At 52.6% G+C, this 17,618-nt stretch carries 16 protein-coding genes and 3 pseudogenes; 18 read left to right on the forward strand and 1 reads right to left on the reverse strand.

Annotated features, from left to right (window positions below):
* The first annotated feature begins 3 nt into the window (after positions 1 to 3).
* The 18 genes and pseudogenes from AC6I8P_RS03395 (at position 4) to AC6I8P_RS03480 (ending at position 16,755) form a co-directional block, all read left to right on the forward strand.
* Complete coding sequence (locus tag AC6I8P_RS03395; RefSeq protein WP_338670775.1) at positions 4 to 1,962, forward strand: type VI secretion system Vgr family protein; 1,959 nt, start codon at positions 4 to 6, stop codon at positions 1,960 to 1,962.
* A gap of 24 nt (positions 1,963 to 1,986) precedes the next feature.
* A complete protein-coding gene (locus AC6I8P_RS03400) occupies positions 1,987 to 3,045 on the forward strand; it encodes a PAAR domain-containing protein (protein ID WP_498030971.1) in 1,059 nt (352 codons plus the stop codon).
* 23 nt (positions 3,046 to 3,068) lie between these two features.
* Positions 3,069 to 3,506: a hypothetical protein gene (locus AC6I8P_RS03405; protein ID WP_498030972.1), complete on the forward strand. Its 438-nt coding sequence runs from the start codon at positions 3,069 to 3,071 to the stop codon at positions 3,504 to 3,506.
* 20 nt (positions 3,507 to 3,526) lie between these two features.
* Positions 3,527 to 4,591, forward strand: coding sequence for a hypothetical protein (locus AC6I8P_RS03410; protein WP_498030973.1), 1,065 nt, complete (start codon positions 3,527 to 3,529; stop codon positions 4,589 to 4,591).
* Between the two features lie 308 nt (positions 4,592 to 4,899).
* Positions 4,900 to 7,599 (forward strand): type VI secretion system tip protein TssI/VgrG, encoded by a 2,700-nt coding sequence (tssI, locus tag AC6I8P_RS03415; RefSeq protein WP_338670778.1) that lies wholly within the window; start codon positions 4,900 to 4,902, stop codon positions 7,597 to 7,599.
* Positions 7,600 to 7,612: 13 nt separating this feature from the next.
* On the forward strand, positions 7,613 to 8,179 hold the full coding sequence (locus AC6I8P_RS03420) for a hypothetical protein (RefSeq protein WP_498030974.1): 567 nt from the start codon (positions 7,613 to 7,615) through the stop codon (positions 8,177 to 8,179).
* Between the two features lie 280 nt (positions 8,180 to 8,459).
* Positions 8,460 to 8,900, forward strand: a complete 441-nt coding sequence (locus AC6I8P_RS03425) for a DcrB-related protein (protein WP_136547494.1) — start codon at positions 8,460 to 8,462, stop codon at positions 8,898 to 8,900.
* Positions 8,901 to 8,902: 2 nt separating this feature from the next.
* Complete coding sequence (locus AC6I8P_RS03430) at positions 8,903 to 13,273, forward strand: RHS repeat-associated core domain-containing protein (RefSeq protein WP_498030975.1); 4,371 nt, start codon at positions 8,903 to 8,905, stop codon at positions 13,271 to 13,273.
* Positions 13,273 to 13,527: a hypothetical protein gene (locus AC6I8P_RS03435; protein WP_338670781.1), complete on the forward strand. Its 255-nt coding sequence runs from the start codon at positions 13,273 to 13,275 to the stop codon at positions 13,525 to 13,527. The genes AC6I8P_RS03430 and AC6I8P_RS03435 overlap by 1 nt, the downstream gene beginning before the upstream one ends.
* 445 nt (positions 13,528 to 13,972) lie before the next feature.
* Positions 13,973 to 14,053 (forward strand): annotated as a pseudogene (locus AC6I8P_RS03440) (sugar-binding protein); the annotation flags it as partial.
* A gap of 106 nt (positions 14,054 to 14,159) precedes the next feature.
* Positions 14,160 to 14,513, forward strand: a complete 354-nt coding sequence (locus AC6I8P_RS03445) for a hypothetical protein (RefSeq protein WP_338670782.1) — start codon at positions 14,160 to 14,162, stop codon at positions 14,511 to 14,513.
* Positions 14,514 to 14,517: 4 nt separating this feature from the next.
* Positions 14,518 to 14,745 (forward strand): hypothetical protein, encoded by a 228-nt coding sequence (locus AC6I8P_RS03450; RefSeq protein ID WP_338670783.1) that lies wholly within the window; start codon positions 14,518 to 14,520, stop codon positions 14,743 to 14,745.
* Between the two features lie 168 nt (positions 14,746 to 14,913).
* Positions 14,914 to 15,270 (forward strand): annotated as a pseudogene (locus AC6I8P_RS03455) (hypothetical protein); the annotation flags it as partial.
* Entirely contained in the window at positions 15,267 to 15,416 is a 150-nt protein-coding gene (locus AC6I8P_RS03460; protein ID WP_498030976.1) for a hypothetical protein, read from the forward strand. The pseudogene AC6I8P_RS03455 and the gene AC6I8P_RS03460, both read left to right, overlap by 4 nt.
* 105 nt (positions 15,417 to 15,521) lie before the next feature.
* Positions 15,522 to 15,683, forward strand: coding sequence for a hypothetical protein (locus AC6I8P_RS03465; protein WP_338670786.1), 162 nt, complete (start codon positions 15,522 to 15,524; stop codon positions 15,681 to 15,683).
* Between the two features lie 109 nt (positions 15,684 to 15,792).
* Positions 15,793 to 15,995 (forward strand): annotated as a pseudogene (locus tag AC6I8P_RS03470) (RHS repeat-associated core domain-containing protein); the annotation flags it as partial.
* Positions 15,996 to 16,004: 9 nt separating this feature from the next.
* Positions 16,005 to 16,430, forward strand: coding sequence for a hypothetical protein (locus AC6I8P_RS03475; RefSeq protein WP_338670788.1), 426 nt, complete (start codon positions 16,005 to 16,007; stop codon positions 16,428 to 16,430).
* Positions 16,431 to 16,434: 4 nt separating this feature from the next.
* Positions 16,435 to 16,755: a hypothetical protein gene (locus AC6I8P_RS03480; RefSeq protein WP_338670789.1), complete on the forward strand. Its 321-nt coding sequence runs from the start codon at positions 16,435 to 16,437 to the stop codon at positions 16,753 to 16,755.
* A 156-nt stretch (positions 16,756 to 16,911) separates the two neighbouring features.
* Here AC6I8P_RS03480 and AC6I8P_RS03485 read toward each other — a convergent pair whose 3' ends face one another.
* Positions 16,912 to 17,586: a YtjB family periplasmic protein gene (locus tag AC6I8P_RS03485; RefSeq protein ID WP_498030977.1), complete on the reverse strand. Its 675-nt coding sequence runs from the start codon at positions 17,584 to 17,586 to the stop codon at positions 16,912 to 16,914.
* Between the last annotated feature and the right edge of the window lie 32 nt (positions 17,587 to 17,618).

A 17,618-nucleotide genomic window follows, 5' to 3' on the forward strand; every position in this document is an offset into this window, starting at 1 on the left:
ATTATGTTCTCACGCATCACCGCGCAGCTGCCGATGGACGGCCTGCTGTTCTGGAAACTCACCGGCGCCGAGGCGCTGTCGCAGTCGTTTGAGCTGAACGCCGAGCTGCTGGCCACGGACGCGCGCATCGACCGGCACGCGCTGCTGGGGCAGCCGGTCACGTTCACGCTGCCGACGCAGAGCCTGCTGTCGCCGCGCTACCTCAACGGCAAAATCACACGGGTGGCGGTGCGCAGCGAGGAGCTGAGCGGGACGCGCTACGCGGTGTACCAGCTGCGGGTGGAGCCGGACCTGTGGCCGATGCGCCGGGACCGCAACCTGCGGATATTCCAGGGTCAGACGGTGCCGCAGATAGTGCAGACGCTGCTGCAGGAGAACGGGGTGAACGTGGAGACGCGGCTGGGCAGCAGCTACCGGGTGTGGGAGTACTGCGTGCAGTACCAGGAGAGCAGCTTCGACTTCATCAGCCGGCTGATGGAGCTGGAGGGGATTTACTACTGGTTCCGCCACGAGGCGGAGCGTCACGTGATGGTGCTGTGCGACGGGGCGGACCAGCACGAGGCGTTCGCGGGCTATGAGACGATACCGTACCACGTGACGGCGTCGGGGGGGAGCGTGACGGAGGAGGGCATCAGCCAGTGGTCGCTGTGCGAGAGCGTGACGCCGGGGATGTACAGCACGGACGACTACGACTTCCGCAAGCCGAACGCGTGGATGCTGCAGGCGCGGCAGAACCCGGTGTCGCCGGTGCCGGGGGCGGTGGACGTGTACGACTGGCCGGGCCATTTTGTCGACCACAGCCACGGGGAGTTTTACACGCGCATCCGCCAGGAGGTGTGGCAGGTTGCGCACCACAGCGTGAGCGGAACGGGGACGGCGACGGGCATCGCGCCGGGGTACCGGTTCGGCATCGTGAACGCGCCACACTTCAGCGACAACGGAGAGTACCTGGTGACGTCGGCGCGGTACGACTTCGAGGAGAACGGGTACGCGAGCGGCGGCGGCGGAGCGCGGCACAACATCGCGTTCACGGTGCTGCCGTCGTCGGTGACGTACCGCGCGGAGCCGGCGACGGCGTGGCCGAAGACGCACGGGCCGCAGACGGCGAAGGTGGTGGGCCCGGCGGGAGAGTCAATCTGGACGGACCGCTACGGCCGGGTGAAGGTGAAGTTCCACTGGGACCGCCTGGCGAAGGGCGACGACACGAGCTCGTGCTGGGTGCGGGTGTCGAGCGCGTGGGCGGGCCAGGGGTACGGCAGTGTGCAGATCCCGCGCGTGGGCGATGAGGTGGTGGTGGACTTCATCAACGGCGACCCGGACCGGCCCATCGTAACCGGTCGTGTCTACAACGATGGCAATATGCCGCCGTGGGCGCTGCCGGCGGCGGCGACGCAGATGGGCTTTTACAGCCGCAGCAAAGATGGTCACAGGGACACGGCAAACGCGCTGCGCTTCGAGGATAAAGCGGGGCATGAGCAGATTTGGATTCACGCCGAAAAAAATATGGATACGGAAGTGGAAAGCTGTGAGACGCACCATGTTGGGATGGATCGGCATAAAACTATAGGCCGTGACGAGAAGGTCTCAATAAAGCGCAATCGTCAGGCAGACGTGGGTGAACATGCGCTAAGCAATACGGGCGTCCAGCACGTTATAAATGTTGGCGAAGGCGAAACGGTGCTGACTATGGATAAAGAGGGCAATGCGCTGCTTGAAGCCAACACAAGCATCAAGTTAAAAGTGAAAGAGAATTACCTCCTGATCACCCCCGACGCCATTCAAATCCAGGTGAATAATGGAAATATCCATGCTGAGAGCGAGTTGCAGGCATTGTTTAAGGGCAATGAGCTGACCACTTTAGGTACTGGTAAAGATGCTGAATTAAAGGCAAATGATACGGTAAGCATTACCGGCACGAACATCACCGACATCAAAAGCGCGGTCGTCAAAATTAACAGTTAATCGCTTATTGGAAGGAATATCGGTATGGGTATGCCTGTGGCCAGAGCTTTTGTGGATAAAGCGGCTCACGATGGCCCAATTCAGTGTGGCAGTCCTGACGTTATCATTGGTGGATTTCCCGCCGCCCGAAAAGGTGATGAATTTTCCTGTAAGCAACACGGAGGCGGTATTATCGTCAGCGGCTCCGGCAGCGTATTCGTTAACGGTATGGCGCTGGCCCGTCAGGGTGATAAGACACAGTGTCATGCAGGCGGGGCGTCGGCACCTGCGAAATGTAAACCTGCGCCCCCGCAATATTGGGGGGGCTCGCTGGCGAAGAAGGCTGGTGAGGATGGGATGTTGCATGGTGAGCACTACGATGCGCGAATTTTAGGAGCGTATGCCAGCCTGAAAGACAGTACTAATGATGGCAGTTATGACACTGTGTCGACAGGGTTTTCACTGGAAAACCTTACGATGGGAAATATTAAAAGTCACGATCTGTTTAGAGGCGAATTCCGCAATAAAATAGCGGACGCTGATGCAACCGGAGCTTTTTACAACGGTGACAGCAATATTTATGGGATAAATGGTACAGCCACAGCGACGGGTATGCAATATGGTGTTACAGGAGCGGCAGGGAGCGAGGGTACTTTGTATGCGAATGCTACCGGTGATGTAACCATAGCTACTGCTGATGCAAAAGCCACTGCAGAAGTTTATACCGGAAATAAAGGTCGCTATGGGTTCAATCTTGGCGGCGGTGGAGGGCTTGCAGCAGTCAAAGAGAAAGTAGGCGCAAAGGTAAGCCTGTTTGGCCTGGTGATAGCAAAAGCGAAAGCTGAAGCGCATTTGGGGGCGGTAGGGGCGTCAGCAGGCGCTGCTGCTTATTTTGATAAAACAGATTATTCAGTCACGCTAAAAGCCAACGGCAGATTTGCTGTATTATTGGGGTTAGCAGGTGAGGTGGATTTGAAAGTTGTCATAAAGCCTCTGCGTGATTTAATTATTGGCAAGGAAGGGAGTTCAGATAATTCCGAGAATGGAGGTGGTGGTGATGGTGCTATCATTAGCGGCTGTAAAACGGTTCTGATTGGCAATTGATTTTTTAAAAGGGCGGCAACAACATGGAAATTGTAGCATTTTTATTCTTCTGGTTAGTGACGGTATATTTTATCTGGAGTAGTAAGATTTCCTATGGAAAAAAAACGCTGGCTGGTATAGGGAAAGCTTTTATCGGGGTTTTTATCGCCATCATCGCTATTGGTTTTGTGCTTAAAGGACTGGCAGCGATAATTCCAGGTTTTACCAAGGACGCCGCAGGGGATTTAATGGAGGAGCTAGGTGCTTCATTACTTTTTATATGGGGGATGAAGTTTATACTAGTTGCATTGTGTAATATGTTTGGCAATATTATGGATTTTCACAAGAAATATAATGCTGATAATTACAAGAGATTTTCACCGGCTACCAATAAACTGGCACCAGGGCTGTTCATTTTCTCAAAGATCATTCTTTCACTTGGATCTATAGTTATTTATTACGGTATTTGGCTGACGAACTAAATTAAGAAGGGAAACAGGCTATGAATATTGATACGGACTATGCTTTTCCCCTTACGCCGGGTTTCTCTAAAGAAGAGATTGAACTGCGCTTCTGGAAATGCCTTTATACATCGGCCAGAGAAGAAATGCTGCATTACTGGGTTGTGCTGCCAAAAAGCCTCAAGCCAGCGGAACTGGAACCGGTTGCTTTCCCTGATATCGGTTTAACCAATATCGGACGCTACTTAACCACGGATGACTCACCCTATCTGGAAGTTTGGGCCGCGTATGAACGCTGCCAGTGGGAGATGAATGCGTCTGACTGGTTGTTTAAAAAACTTGCCATGATGGGCGAAAAAGTGCTGAACCGCCGTCTTGTCGGTAAGGCATCAGAAAACGGTATTTTCGCGGATGTATTAACCCTAAAAACGCACGCCTCCGGTGACGACGTGATCTCACGATACACTGTTCAAAAAGATTACAACCGGGACAGTGGCGGTGGGAACTACTTCTTATTAAAAGCGTCATGTGCGGCACGCGACTATCCTTCGCTTGCCAATGACATCTATTTTACAGTGGTTAACTGGGATCTGCTGCATCGCAGTAACTTAGCCATGGCGGAGTTGCTAACCTCGGTAAACCTGGATGGGGAAAGCGCTTTTAGAATACCGGTTTCATGGAATGTCAAGGTTATTGCTGAGAACAGGCTTATCGTTGATCATACTATAGATGGCGTAAACTATGGGGTCATTAATTTTTACTTTTATTCTGGCGCGGTATGCCATTCCGCAGAAGATGCTTTTGAAAAATCGACGCTACGTTTCCAGGAGCATGAGCATTCCGTCACGCTGGCGGCAAACGAGCTGGAACCCATTCCTAATGATATTAATGCTGCGCTTGGTTCGATATTGACCTGTACAGGTGAACTCTACAGCGACGAAGAGAAAATGCGCGCCTTTTACCAGAGCTACATATTCAATTGTTCAGGATTGTGGTGCTACGTTGAGCTGGTGGGGCAGCACAGGAATGATAAAAATTATTACTATGAAGCGAATAAACGCTGCCTGGAAATTATTCTGGCAACACTAAAAATCAACGTGAAATAATGACAATTGCTGTCGATTAATCATGTTTTAGCTGGCATTCCGCTTCGTAGAAAAAAGTATAATGGCACCTCTTTTAAACTCGTTATGTGATCCGCTGCAACAGTAAAAGACGCTTGTCTGACCTGCGGGTATTGCCTGGTAGCGAGCAATACCCGGGTCATCGAACACTTCCCGAATATGAAATAAGAAAAAAGCACTATAAGACCGCTTGTTAATTTTTAGCGTAATGCTTATATGCTGCATTTCTCACCCTGGCGTTTAACCTCCCCCGATGACTCAATCACTTAAATAAGTTACGGAATCTGCTTATGTTCTCACGCATCACCGCGCAGCTGCCGATGGACGGCCTGCTGTTCTGGAAACTCACCGGCGCCGAGGCGCTGTCGCAGTCGTTTGAGCTGAACGCCGAGCTGCTGGCCACGGACGCGCGCATCGACCGGCACGCGCTGCTGGGGCAGCCGGTCACGTTCACGCTGCCGACGCAGAGCCTGCTGTCGCCGCGCTACCTCAACGGCAAAATCACGCGGGTGGCGGTGCGCAGCGAGGAGCTGAGCGGGACGCGCTACGCGGTGTACCAGCTGCGGGTGGAGCCGGACCTGTGGCCGATGCGCCGGGACCGCAACCTGCGGATATTCCAGGGTCAGACGGTGCCGCAGATAGTGCAGACGCTGCTGCAGGAGAACGGGGTGAACGTGGAGACGCGGCTGGGCAGCAGCTACCGGGTGTGGGAGTACTGCGTGCAGTACCAGGAGAGCAGCTTCGACTTCATCAGCCGGCTGATGGAGCTGGAGGGGATTTACTACTGGTTCCGCCACGAGGCGGAGCGTCACGTGATGGTGCTGTGCGACGGGGCGGACCAGCACGAGGCGTTCGCGGGCTACGAGACGATACCGTACCACGTGACGGCGTCGGGGGGGAGCGTGACGGAGGAGGGCATCAGCCAGTGGTCGCTGTGCGAGAGCGTGACGCCGGGGATGTACAGCACGGACGACTACGACTTCCGCAAGCCGAACGCGTGGATGCTGCAGGCGCGGCAGAACCCGGTGTCGCCGGTGCCGGGGGCGGTGGACGTGTACGACTGGCCGGGCCATTTTGTCGACCACAGCCACGGCGAGTTTTACACGCGCATCCGCCAGGAGGTGTGGCAGGTGGCGCACCACAGCGTGAGCGGAACGGGGACGGCGACGGGCATCGCGCCGGGGTACCGGTTCGGCATCGTGAACGCGCCGCACTTCAGCGACAACGGAGAGTATCTGGTGACGTCGGCGCGGTACGACTTCGAGGAGAACGGGTACGCGAGCGGCGGCGGCGGAGCGCGGCACAACATCGCGTTCACGGTGCTGCCGTCGTCGGTGACGTACCGCGCGGAGCCGGCGACGGCGTGGCCGAAGACGCACGGGCCGCAGACGGCGAAGGTGGTGGGCCCGGCGGGAGAGTCGATCTGGACGGACCGCTACGGCCGGGTGAAGGTGAAGTTCCACTGGGACCGCCTGGCGAAGGGCGACGACACGAGCTCGTGCTGGGTGCGGGTGTCGAGCGCGTGGGCGGGCCAGGGTTTCGGCGGGGTGCAGATCCCGCGCGTGAACGATGAGGTGGTGGTGGACTTCATTAACGGCGACCCGGACCGGCCGCTGATCATCGGTCGCGTGTACAACGAGGCGAGCATGCCGCCGTGGGCGCTGCCGGCGGCGGCGACGCAGATGGGCTTTTTAAGCCGTTCGAAGGACGGCACGGCGGACACGGCAAACGCGCTGCGCTTCGAGGACAAGGCAGGCGAGGAGCATCTTTGGATCCAGGCGCAGAAAAACATGGATACGCACGTTAAAAACGATGCCAGCCACTCGGTCGCCAACAACCACAGCCATTATGCTGGCGGCAATGAGCTGTACCGCGTTGAGACCAACCGTGTACACGGTATCAAAGGCGGCGAGGAGCTGTTGACCGGACAAGGCAAGCTGGACGCGGCAGTTGATACTTATGTTCTGGGATCCGGCACCAAACTGCGTCTGGAGTGCGGTGAAAGCGCCATTGAACTCAACGCTAACGGTCACATTAATATCGTCGGTAAAGGCTTCAATATTTTCGTGCAGGGCGATGGCCATATTACAACGTCCGGCGGCAAGCTGAACCTGAATACTGACGGTGCGAAGCCCGGCACCGGTGCGCCAGGTGCTGATCACAAACAGAATATCAGTAAAGCGGTGGAGAACCTGTTCCCCCCTAAACAGAAAGGACAGGCGGCTCCGGCTGCGCCGAAAGCTGCAGAAAAATCTAAAGATACTAGTGTAGGTAAAACAGAGGGTTCCACCGATAAAAAGAGTAAGTATGATTATTCTGTAGATGATATGGTCAAGAAACAAAAGGGACTTAAAGCAACCCCAGTTAAGTGGAGCAATACCAAAAAAGGTTTTGTCCCAGCAACTGAAGCTGACATCAAAAAGTATGTCGATCCTGCCAACCATATGAACGGAACAGACAAATATCAATTTGTTGATTTATCATCATCTTCTGGGATTAGTAAAGATGATATGAGTAATTTCCTCGAAGGGAAAGGAACTCTTGCCGGACAGGAGCAAACTTACCTTGACGCGGCAAAAAAATATAATATAAACGAGGCTTACCTGGCAGCACACTCTGCACTGGAAACCGGTAATGGCACAAGTGAGCTTGCTAAAGGTGTAATGGTTAATGGTACCAAAGTTTACAATATGTATGGCATTGGTGCGCTTGATGGTAACGCTGTAAATACAGGAGCAAATTACGCGTATAAACAAGGTTGGACAACTCCAGAAAAAGCTATTGATGGCGGCGCAAAGTGGATATCCGATAAATTTGTTGGATCAGGTCAAAATACATTGTATAAAATGCGCTGGAATCCTGCATCTCCAGGTACACACCAATATGCAACTGATGTTAACTGGGCGACAGCGCAAACTAAAAGTATGAAGAGAATGTTTGATAGTTTTCCGAATGCAAATCTCTCATATGATGTTCCGGAATTTAAATAAGAAGGATGGTTGGATGATTTCTTTTTTTAAAAAAATGTATTTACTGATTTTTATTGCGTCAGCATCAATGTTAACTGCAAATGCTGCGGAGAAAATTATTAATCATGCAAGTGCAATTTCACCTATCTCATCTTCAGATTTTACCGTGCAAATTAACAATCATCCTTTTGCATTAGGGGCTACGTGGAATGAGTCTGCAAAGAAAAATGCAGGGGTTCAACTCAGCGAGAGCTTTACGGGGGAAATACCTTCCGGCGAAAGTAGTTACAAATATTACCAACATCATTACGATTGTTACGATGTTTATTCTTCTAATTTACTATGGGATAAGCAGAATCGTGATATAGATAGTTACATAATTGCACAGATAACCCTTAACAAGCCGGGTGTCAAAACGGCCAGAGGCATTTCAGTTGGCGATAGCAAGGTGCAGTTGGAAAGTAAGTATGGAAATGGCGCGGTGGATGACAGTGATAATCAATACTGGCTCTATTATGACGGTGATGGAAAGCGTATTTTATTCCAAATTGAACGCGGCAAAGTTAGTCATATCATGATGGTCTTTAATATAGATGACTGAATTTCATTTCTCTGCATTTTATCAGTGAGTTGAGAATAAAGGCGCTGCTTGTACAAACCGAGCGGTGTCTTTTTAGGTGCAAGGGAATTGAGGTGTGAGAAAAATAACTGAAAGATCTACTAAAACATCCAGGCTTATTCTAAAATTTTAAATTACTCTTTGCTTTCCATTTGTGGTGAAATGTATTTTTTCGAAAAATAAACGTTAAGCCGAGTGTTCCAAAACTCACCAGCCAATATTTCCCACAACTTCTACTTATTTCCTCTAACGGATATCCAACATGCACTACCAATTCAACGAGGGCGCGTTCGCCCTGTTTCCGGCGGGCTGGCAGGACACCAGCATGAATATTTTGCGCGATGAAGCCACCGGGCTGGCGCTGATCGTCAGCCGTGGGCCAATCGCTGAAGGCAGCGATTTTGAGCAGGAGTTTCACCGTCAGTGGGATACGTTGCGCAGCCAGATGGGCCATGTAGAGCAGAGCGAATTTGCACGTGTGCTGGCGGGAGCCGACAACACGTTGCGCGCCATCGAAGTGGAAACGGCTTTTGATCGCAATGGTCAGGCACTCTGGCAACGTCAGCTGGCAGTAAACGTGCCTGAAACCAATATGTTGATGATATTTACTTTTTCAGCCATGCGGCCTTTTGATGAAGAAGACGGGGCACGCTGGCATGCCTTCAAACAGAGCCTGACGCTGAACGCCCCACGGAAGGGATAATTATGGATAAGCACGCGGCCCGCCAGGGCGATGACATCATTCATTCCAGTATTTTCGCTGATATCACCAGTATCGTCGCTGAAGGTGCGGTCTACGCCGCGATGGGCGCGATTGTTGCCGGTGTGGCTACCGTAGCTGCTCCGCTGGTTGGCGTGGGTGCGCTGGCGGCGGTAGGCAGTAGCTGTCTGCTGAGCGGTATCATCGCAGGTGCGGTGGCGAATGTGGCAGGCATCACGGACGACATCAGCGCGGCTGCGGATGGTATTGGCGACATGCTGTTTCCGCCGTCGCCTGCGGGTGTCATTGCCAGCGGTTCGGATAATGTGATCATCAATGGCTTAGCGGCGGCTCGCGCGGCAGGCGAACTGACGGCAGGCGATACGCCGCCACCGGAAGCGCAGTCGGCCGGATTTTTTGCCGACTATGCCGGCAAACTGCTGGCGGTTGCCGACCAGTTCGCCGGGGCGATGTGGCAGCCGACGATTGCCTCCGCTGCCGCAGGTACCTCGCCGCTGGAACAGGATAAAGTTGCGTGCGAGAAACACAGCGGACCACAGTATCTCGCTGAAGGATCTAAAAGCGTATTTATCAACGGCCAGCCGGCGGCACGTGCTAAAGATCGCACCACCTGTGGCGCGACCATCAGCGATGATGTTTCCGCCAACGTCATCATTGGCGGTGAAACGCTAACGGTGCGGGATATCAAAAGCGGCAAACAGCCCGGTCTGGCGCTGGCGATGATCGGCCTGTCGCTGATCCGCGGTCGCCCCGGTCAGATCCTGAAAAATATGCCGTGCGCGCTGGCAATGGCGGGCGGCGGCATGCTGGCCGATATGTCTATCAACGCGATATTCTCCGCGCTGCACCCGGTACATGCCGCTACCGGCGTGAAAGTGCTGAATGATGATGCCGAGCGTGATTTCTCGCTGCCGGGACGTTTTCCCCTGCGCTGGCAGCGCAGCTATAACAGCCTGACGCAGCGCGCCGGCCTGTTTGGCCGCGGCTGGTCGACGGTGTTCGACAGCTATCTGATGCTGGAAGGCAATCAGGCCACCTGGTTTGATGACAACGGCCGCGAACTGCGTTTTGCCTTGCCCGGTGAAAAAGAGGTGCTTTACAGCATCAGCGAAGGACTGATGGTGCGACGCAATGCGCACGGTGACGTGGCAATCGCTGACGATGACGGCGGGGTATGGCGCTTGTACAAACCCACCGCCAGAAACCCGCAGCTCTTGCGCCTCGCCTCGCTGAGTGACGAGTACGGCAACGCGCTGGAGATGGGCTGGGATGAGCAGAACCGGCTGGTGCGCATCCATGATGAACCGCTGGCGATTGACGTGACGCTGCACTACAACGACGAACGCCATCCGCAACGCGTTACCGCTGCCAGTCACTTTGACGGTGAACAGCACTGGCCGCTGATGCGCTGGAGCTTTGATGATCACGGCCAGCTGGCCAGCGTCACCGATGCGGCAGGCATTGAGACGCGCCGTTTCCGTTATAACGTGGATGGCCTGATGGTGTGGCACCGCCTGCCGGGCGGGCTGGAGAGTGAGTATCGCTGGCAGCTGTTTGATCACTGGCGGGTGACAGAAAACCGCACCAGCAGCGGCGATGGCTGCCGTATGCATTACGATCTCGCGGCGGGCATTACCCGCGTTTCTACCTACGATGGTCAGCAGCGCGAGCATCACTGGAATGCACAGGGATTGATTACCTGCTACATCGACGAGCGCGGCGAGCAATGGCGCTACGAGTGGGATGACAATGAACTGCTGACGCGCCGTATTGACCCGCTCGGCCATGCGGTGAACTTTACCTATGACGAGCTCGGCAACCGCATTGAAGAGCAGGATGCCGATGGCAATGCGCAGACCACAGAGTGGTTAACGCATCGTGCCCTGCCCAGCGTCATCACCCAGTCTGGCGGCGCTGCCATCCGTTATTACTACGACATTCATCACGGACTGGAACGGGTGGTCGATGCGCTCGGGCACAGCACGCGTTATCTGCGCGATGAGTTTGGGCTGATCACAGAAGAGATTGATGCGGCGGGCAATCGCTATCGCCGTGAGTATAACGATGCCGGGCAGGTCATTCGCGAGACGGACTGCTCCGGCCAGACTACGCGTTACTGTTATCATCCGCTGGGCTGGCTGAGTTGTGTTACAGCAGCCGATGGCGAAGAAACGCGATACTACTATGATGCCGCCGGGCGGCCCCGGCAGATGGAACGTGCTGAAGGCTGGGAAGAACGTCTGGAGTGGAGCGAACGTGGTCTGCCAGTGGCGTATGCCTCGGCAGACGGTAAACGCAGCGAATTCGCTTACGACCAGGCCGGCAGACTGACTCTCTCGCGCAACGCGCAGGGCGAAGAGGTGCAGCGCCGCTGGGACAGCCGTGGACGTTTAATCTCGCTGCAAAATCAGAACGGTGAAAGCTACCACTTCGAATGGGGCGCAGATTCGCTGTTGCTTGCGCAGATCGGGCTGGACGGTGTGGCAACACGCTATGACTACGATGCCGCCGGACGCGCAGTAGCCCGCACTTTCGCCGCCGGTCATCCGCAGGCCATTACGCACCGCTTCGCCTTCAGCCCGGCAGGGCAACTGATGGCACGCATCACCCCGGAAGGCCAGACGCGCTATGACTATACCGCGGCGGGCCAGCTGGCAAGCGTAGCGCAGCATCTGCCGCTGGGGGAAAACCAGTGGAGCCGTGAAGCCGAGCAGGCGATTACCTTCGCGTATGACAAGGCTGGTCGCGTGATAGCGGAGCAGGGCGATCAGGGCAGCCTGGCGTGGCAGTACGACGCGCTGGGCAACTGCACTGCGCTGACGTTGCCGGATGGCCGCCAGCTGAAACAGTTGTATTACGGCAGTGGCCATCTGCTGAGCATTGCGCTGGATAACCTGCCGGTCAGCGAATTTACGCGCGATACGCTGCACCGCGAGCTGAGCCGCAGTCAGGGCGGACTGACCACGCGCAGCGATTACGATCGGCTAGGTCGGCTGGTGCGTCGCGATGTGTTCGACGGTGAGGCACAGCGCCCGGCACCGCGCCGCTGGTCACGCCGGCGTGATTTCGACTACGGCAACAACCTGATCCGCGAACAGCGCGACGACAATCCTTTCAGCCAGACGCTCTGGCACTACGACAGCGCGGGCCGTCTGCTGGCGCAGGAAGGTGCACAGCCCGGTAATGATACGTGGCAGTGGGATGGCGCGGGCAATCCGCTGGACCGCAGCTCGGCAGCAGCGGTAACGTACAACCGTGTTACGCAGCTGAACGGCATCCGCTGGCGCTACGACGTGCACGGTCGCACCAGTGAAAAGGATGATGGTCAGACGCGCTGGCGCTACCGCTATGATGACGAGCATCGCCTGATCGAAGTCGTCAGCGAACCGCGCGATCGCAACAAGCCTCAGGTGCAGGTGAGTTTCCGCTACGATCCGCTCGGGCGCCGCATCAGCAAGCGCGTGCAGCGTTTACTGCACGGCAAGCCGGCCGGAGCAGCGACCCTCACCCGCTTCGTCTGGGACGGTTTTCGTCTGCTGCAGGAAATACACGACGAAGTGCCACTGACCTACGTATACAGCGACGCAAACAGCTATGAACCGCTGGCGCGTATTGACGGCAATGAGGGCGCGGAGATTTTCTGGTTCCACAATGCCGCTAACGGTATGCCGGAACGCCTGACAGACAGCGAAGGCCGCATCAGCTGGGAAGGCATCAATAACGCATGGGGCAAACTGCTGCGCGAAACTCATCAGCAACTGCCCGGCTACGACCAGAACCTGCGTATGCAGGGCCAGTACCTGGACCGTGAAACCGGACTGCACTACAATCTGTTTCGTTACTACGATCCGGACAGTGCGCGGTTTACGCAGCAGGACCCGATAGGGCTGGCGGGTGGGCTGAATGAGTATGCGTATGCGCCGAACCCGCTGAACTGGGTGGATCCGCTGGGGTTGATGAAATGTAGTGCTAATAAACCATCTTATAAAGGCCCGCAACTTCCCGGAAGTATTGCTGATACGTTTGATAAAGGTCTTTATCGAAATAGACAGCTAAATACACCTGAAACTTTTTATAAATATCATGGTGTGAATAATAGGACGGGTAGGAAATATTCATGGATAACAAATGAGCGTTATAATTCAGAGGAAGTATTGAGGCAAGAACTCGCCATCCGACATGACTGGGGAGTTGTTATTACAAAAGTATCTGAGTTTAAAGTACCTCAGGGCACCTGGATTAGTGAGGGACCTGCCGCCGCTCAGGGAGCAGGATATCCCGGCTTGGGGTATCAGGCAGTTGTATCTAACTTACCTAAATCATGGATTATTAACACAATGAAGGTTCCTTGGTAATGAATATTCAGGATTTACTATCATCACTTGAAAAGTTAATCGCAGAGTTAAAAAAAACCGGAAAATATCAGTCGGCATTATTTTTTATTGACCGTTATAATTCCATAAAGGGTAACGTTATTAATTATGATGCGGTAAAGGAGTTATCAACCTGTAGAGCAATGGCTCAATATGGTGACTTTACCTATAAAGAGGAAGAGTTATTAAATGGTGTTGTAAATAATGCAATTGCTGTGATTAAGTCCAATCCATAAGAAAAAGCCGGAAGCGATCATCAAGATCCTTCCGGCTTTTTACTTTCAGCCGCCAGTCTGCTGCTCCGCTGCCCACCCCTGGTCCGTGCGGCCATGCAAACCCGGCGTTCCCTCAGGCATCAGCGTTGCGGCGGCTAAGGCAGGGTGACGTTCCGGCCCCTGAGCTGTCATGCAGGCCCCGCGCTCCCTTCAGCTCCCGCGCTTCAGAGCGCCGCAGGGCAGCGCTTGCGGGCCTCGCCAGCCCGCGCCCGTCCGGCCACCGCGATGAAGAACCCGATACAGTGACAGCGGAGAGGGGAGTGTTATGGTGAACGGGCGAAAAAACGCGCGTCGGGCACGGCGGGTTAACATGTTGTTAATGCTGTAAAAAAGGCTCTTTAAAAACGCAGGCGTGGCGCGGGTTGTGGCGTGCTAAAAAGTACGATGGTGTCGGGATGGTTCCCATGACCCGATAGGGCTGGCGGGTGGGCTGAACCTGTACCAGTTTGCGCCGAATGCGCTGGGGTGGGTGGATCCGTGGGGGGTTAAGTCGTAACTGTAGCGGCGGCGGCAAAGATAAACCTGATTTTTATGTGGGGCCTGATGGACCAAGTGCGACAATGCCTTCTACTGCTTATCGGCACATGAAGTATATGGAGTCTGACGGATCAATTAATAAGTTTGTATCCTCCACAATAGAGAATAAAGCTGCTCCGGTTACGTATTTTGGATTTGATAAATATGCTTCGGGTAGTGCTGCCAGAAATGGTTTCCAGATTGCCCCGGCATGGAGTGATGCCCGCATGCGTGGTACGTTCAATACTTTACAGTTATATCAAAATGGTAAGCCTACAGCTTTTGTTCCAAAATGGGATGGTAATACTCATCCAACCAGATTAGAACCCTTTGCCTCTGCATACCCAGAATATGGTAAAGGGGGTGCTGTGCAGTTACATGCAGATGGACAAGTTATCCATTTTGACTCAATTAAAATACTACCGGATTGATAAAATGTTTACGCTAAATAAAAAAGATGCAGAAATAATGCTATTAGCACTGCTGAAAAGGACTTTAAAGAATAAGTCTGATATTGATGAATTAATGGATTTAGCAAAAACTAACAATAATTCTATTCCAATGAAAGGAATTAGACATAAATATGACCGCATGGAAAAAAATACATTAACTGTAAAAGATAAGGATGATATTGATACTTTAATGCATTTTTATGGTCCATGATTTGCTATCTTACTGATTTAAAATGAATTCGCGAGTAAAAAATGCGCGTCGAAATCAGCGTGTAAACGGGCGGCAGAACGTAGGAAAAGCTGTCCGCGAAAAATGAGTCACATCAGAATCTTAACTTAGCTAAAAAATATGACGCACTAGAATCGTCCCTATAACTCGATAGGACTGGCGGGCGGGCTGAACTTGTATGCTTATGCGCCGAATGCGTTCAGTTGGATAGATCCGCTGGGGTTGAGTAAGTGTTCAGGTGATGGCCGCTCGGATCCTTATAAAAGTGCAAAAGATGCATCTGCATACCTTCGTTCCATGGGGGTGAATAATGCGCAGAGAAAACAAATAATTGATTCCTTTGATTTAGATACCTTATCCGTTCAAAAAGCTGGGAATAATCAATTTGGAACTCGCTTCCATGATTATGGAAAAACTGCCAGAGCTGAAGGTCAATATTTTTTTAAACATTTACACCTCAGACGAACAGGGCTGGTTTGGCATTACCTCATGAATGGAATGGTATGACTGGAATCAAACAATGGCAGATAAAACCATGGGCAACGATGATAATAGGTAAAGCGGCACCGCAATTTGAGTATGGTGCTCAATATAGTGGAGGAGCAGAACAGATTTTTGTTCTTCAGCCTTGGAAATATGGATCTTTGTTATGATTTCTTCTTTCGAATTTTTATTGAAAAAACGTCCTTAAAAAGTTACTTGATGCTATAAGTCGGCATGAGCGTAACGAAACAGCACCTCTTTCAGTCCAGGCATTGATGCAGGTAAAAAAAGAACTGGAAGAGATGATAAAGGTAATGGATCCAAAGGATTATATGCCTGGTTATCCACGTTTTATTTTAGATTGGCCAGATGAAGATGGACTGATAGAGGAATTAGTCGATATTGCCTATCAGTATGAGAAAATAAGGAAGTATTAAAATAAGCCGGAAGCGATCTGAATGATCCTTCCGGCTTTTTTCTCTTTAGCCGCCCGCTGTCAGGATCAGGTAATCCCTTTCCACCTTCTCTCATCAGCAACTGCCCGCCTACGACCAGAACCTGCATATGCAGGGCCAGTACCTGGACCGTGAAACCGGACTGCACTACAATCTGTTTCGTTACTACGATCCGGACAGTGCGCGGTTTACGACCCGATAGGGCTGGCGGGTGGGCTGAACCTGTACCAGTATGCGCCGAATGCGCTGGGGTGGGTGGATCCATTAGGCCTAAGCAGGTGCAAGGGCGATTATAAATATGATATGGTTAATAACCTTGGCCCACTTGCTAAATTAAGAAATAATCCAGCTGAAAATTTTGCAGGCGGTAAATATAATAAGAATATCTTAAAAGAAGATCTTGTTTTATATCGAGCAGGAAAGGCTGGCGGTGGGAAAAATGCTTTTGGCCAGTGGTTCACGAGAGACCCTGCTGAGTCAGCAGCAAAAGTTCGTGTTGATTTAGCTGTTAAACCCCAATGGATTGATAACGAAGGAGTATTAACTGGTACTTCTCCTTTAGAATCTGTATACAAAGTTTTAATACCTAAAGGAACAACTATATACGAGGGCCCAGTGGGTTATCAGGGAGGCTCTTATTTTGGTGGTCAAAATGTTACTCAGATATTTGTTGAGCAGCCTTGGCAACTGGCAGGGGTTAAGATAATGGATAGCTGGCCTTTAAGGTAGTGATATGCATAGTAAGATATTGTCAGAAGATCTATTAAATGAATTTAAAAAGTTGAGAGACATTCTCATAAGTGAGAAGGAAATTAACTGGATTCGCGGTGTCGAGTCAATAATAGAAAAACTAGAATGGTCTAATGACAATAGATGTAATGACCCTGAATCTTTTTTTTACAGTGCTTGTGACACATGGAAAACGATGGATAAAGGAAATGGTTCTTTTTCTGAATATTATATATGGCGGGATGATTTTGATGAAAGAGTCCGGTTAAATAAAATATATCAAAAGATAAAGGATAACATATGGGATATTGTGAATAACAATTAACTCTAAGCCGGAAGCGATCTCAATGATTCTTCCGGCTTTTTTTGTTTTAGCCGCCCGCCGTCAGGATCATGCAACCGCCTCTATCCTGACTGTCATCGCCCGACCGGTGTCCAATCTCGTTTCAGCAAGCGATCAGACCGCACCTCCCATATGAACTCAACCCCCTTTCCTCTCCGTCTCCACACTCTCCGCCGCCGTCTCTTCCTCTTTATCTTCTTTCACCGTTCTGCTGGCCGTCAGCAGGAACGGTGATTGCTGCCAGCGGGTACGGCGATCGCGCAGCAGGGTACGGGTCAGGATAATGCCGATCGCCAGCGCCAGCAGCATCATCAGGCGCAGAATATTAGTGGTGTTATCCACCTGACGCGATTCCGTCACCAGCACATGGGTATCCAGCGTGATACGCAGAAAACCCTGCGGACCCTCTTTCCCTTCCAGCGGCTGGACAATCTGATGATTGAAATAGCTACCGGCACGTTTACCGTCGAGCGCCAGGCGGTCGCGCACATTAATGCTCTCGCCGCTGTGGGCCACCAGGCTGCCGTCGTCGGCATAGACCGAAGCGTCCAGCACACGGCTGTTATCCGTCATCTGATTCAGGATGGCTTCAATCTGCGTGCGGTTATCGTCGCTGTTATCCATGAGCGGTTTCAGGCTGAACGCCACCTGGCGCGTCAGCGTGTGCGCCAGCTCCTCGACCTGTTCGGAACGGGCCATCTGATGGCCAAGACTAAACCATGATGCGCCCTGCATCAGCACCACTAACAGCGCCAGCGAGATAAGAACGATCACCGTGCGATGCAGGCGAAATTTCAGTGCGGTTTTGACCATCAGAAACCCGTGTGACGTAACAGCAGAAAGGC

This window comes from gamma proteobacterium symbiont of Lampromicra miyakona (assembly GCF_059730895.1).

Bases quoted from the DNA above. Each gene is read 5' to 3' on its own strand.
- AC6I8P_RS03395 (WP_338670775.1), top strand. From the start codon at position 4: ATGTTCTCACGCATCACCGCGCAGCTGCCGATGGACGGCCTGCTGTTC.
- AC6I8P_RS03400 (WP_498030971.1), top strand. From the start codon at position 1,987: ATGGGTATGCCTGTGGCCAGAGCTTTTGTGGATAAAGCGGCTCACGAT.
- AC6I8P_RS03405 (WP_498030972.1), top strand. From the start codon at position 3,069: ATGGAAATTGTAGCATTTTTATTCTTCTGGTTAGTGACGGTATATTTT.
- AC6I8P_RS03410 (WP_498030973.1), top strand. From the start codon at position 3,527: ATGAATATTGATACGGACTATGCTTTTCCCCTTACGCCGGGTTTCTCT.
- tssI (WP_338670778.1), top strand. From the start codon at position 4,900: ATGTTCTCACGCATCACCGCGCAGCTGCCGATGGACGGCCTGCTGTTC.
- AC6I8P_RS03420 (WP_498030974.1), top strand. From the start codon at position 7,613: ATGATTTCTTTTTTTAAAAAAATGTATTTACTGATTTTTATTGCGTCA.
- AC6I8P_RS03425 (WP_136547494.1), top strand. From the start codon at position 8,460: ATGCACTACCAATTCAACGAGGGCGCGTTCGCCCTGTTTCCGGCGGGC.
- AC6I8P_RS03430 (WP_498030975.1), top strand. From the start codon at position 8,903: ATGGATAAGCACGCGGCCCGCCAGGGCGATGACATCATTCATTCCAGT.
- AC6I8P_RS03435 (WP_338670781.1), top strand. From the start codon at position 13,273: ATGAATATTCAGGATTTACTATCATCACTTGAAAAGTTAATCGCAGAG.
- AC6I8P_RS03445 (WP_338670782.1), top strand. From the start codon at position 14,160: ATGGAGTCTGACGGATCAATTAATAAGTTTGTATCCTCCACAATAGAG.
- AC6I8P_RS03450 (WP_338670783.1), top strand. From the start codon at position 14,518: ATGTTTACGCTAAATAAAAAAGATGCAGAAATAATGCTATTAGCACTG.
- AC6I8P_RS03460 (WP_498030976.1), top strand. From the start codon at position 15,267: ATGACTGGAATCAAACAATGGCAGATAAAACCATGGGCAACGATGATA.
- AC6I8P_RS03465 (WP_338670786.1), top strand. From the start codon at position 15,522: ATGCAGGTAAAAAAAGAACTGGAAGAGATGATAAAGGTAATGGATCCA.
- AC6I8P_RS03475 (WP_338670788.1), top strand. From the start codon at position 16,005: ATGGTTAATAACCTTGGCCCACTTGCTAAATTAAGAAATAATCCAGCT.
- AC6I8P_RS03480 (WP_338670789.1), top strand. From the start codon at position 16,435: ATGCATAGTAAGATATTGTCAGAAGATCTATTAAATGAATTTAAAAAG.
- AC6I8P_RS03485 (WP_498030977.1), bottom strand. From the start codon at position 17,586: ATGGTCAAAACCGCACTGAAATTTCGCCTGCATCGCACGGTGATCGTT.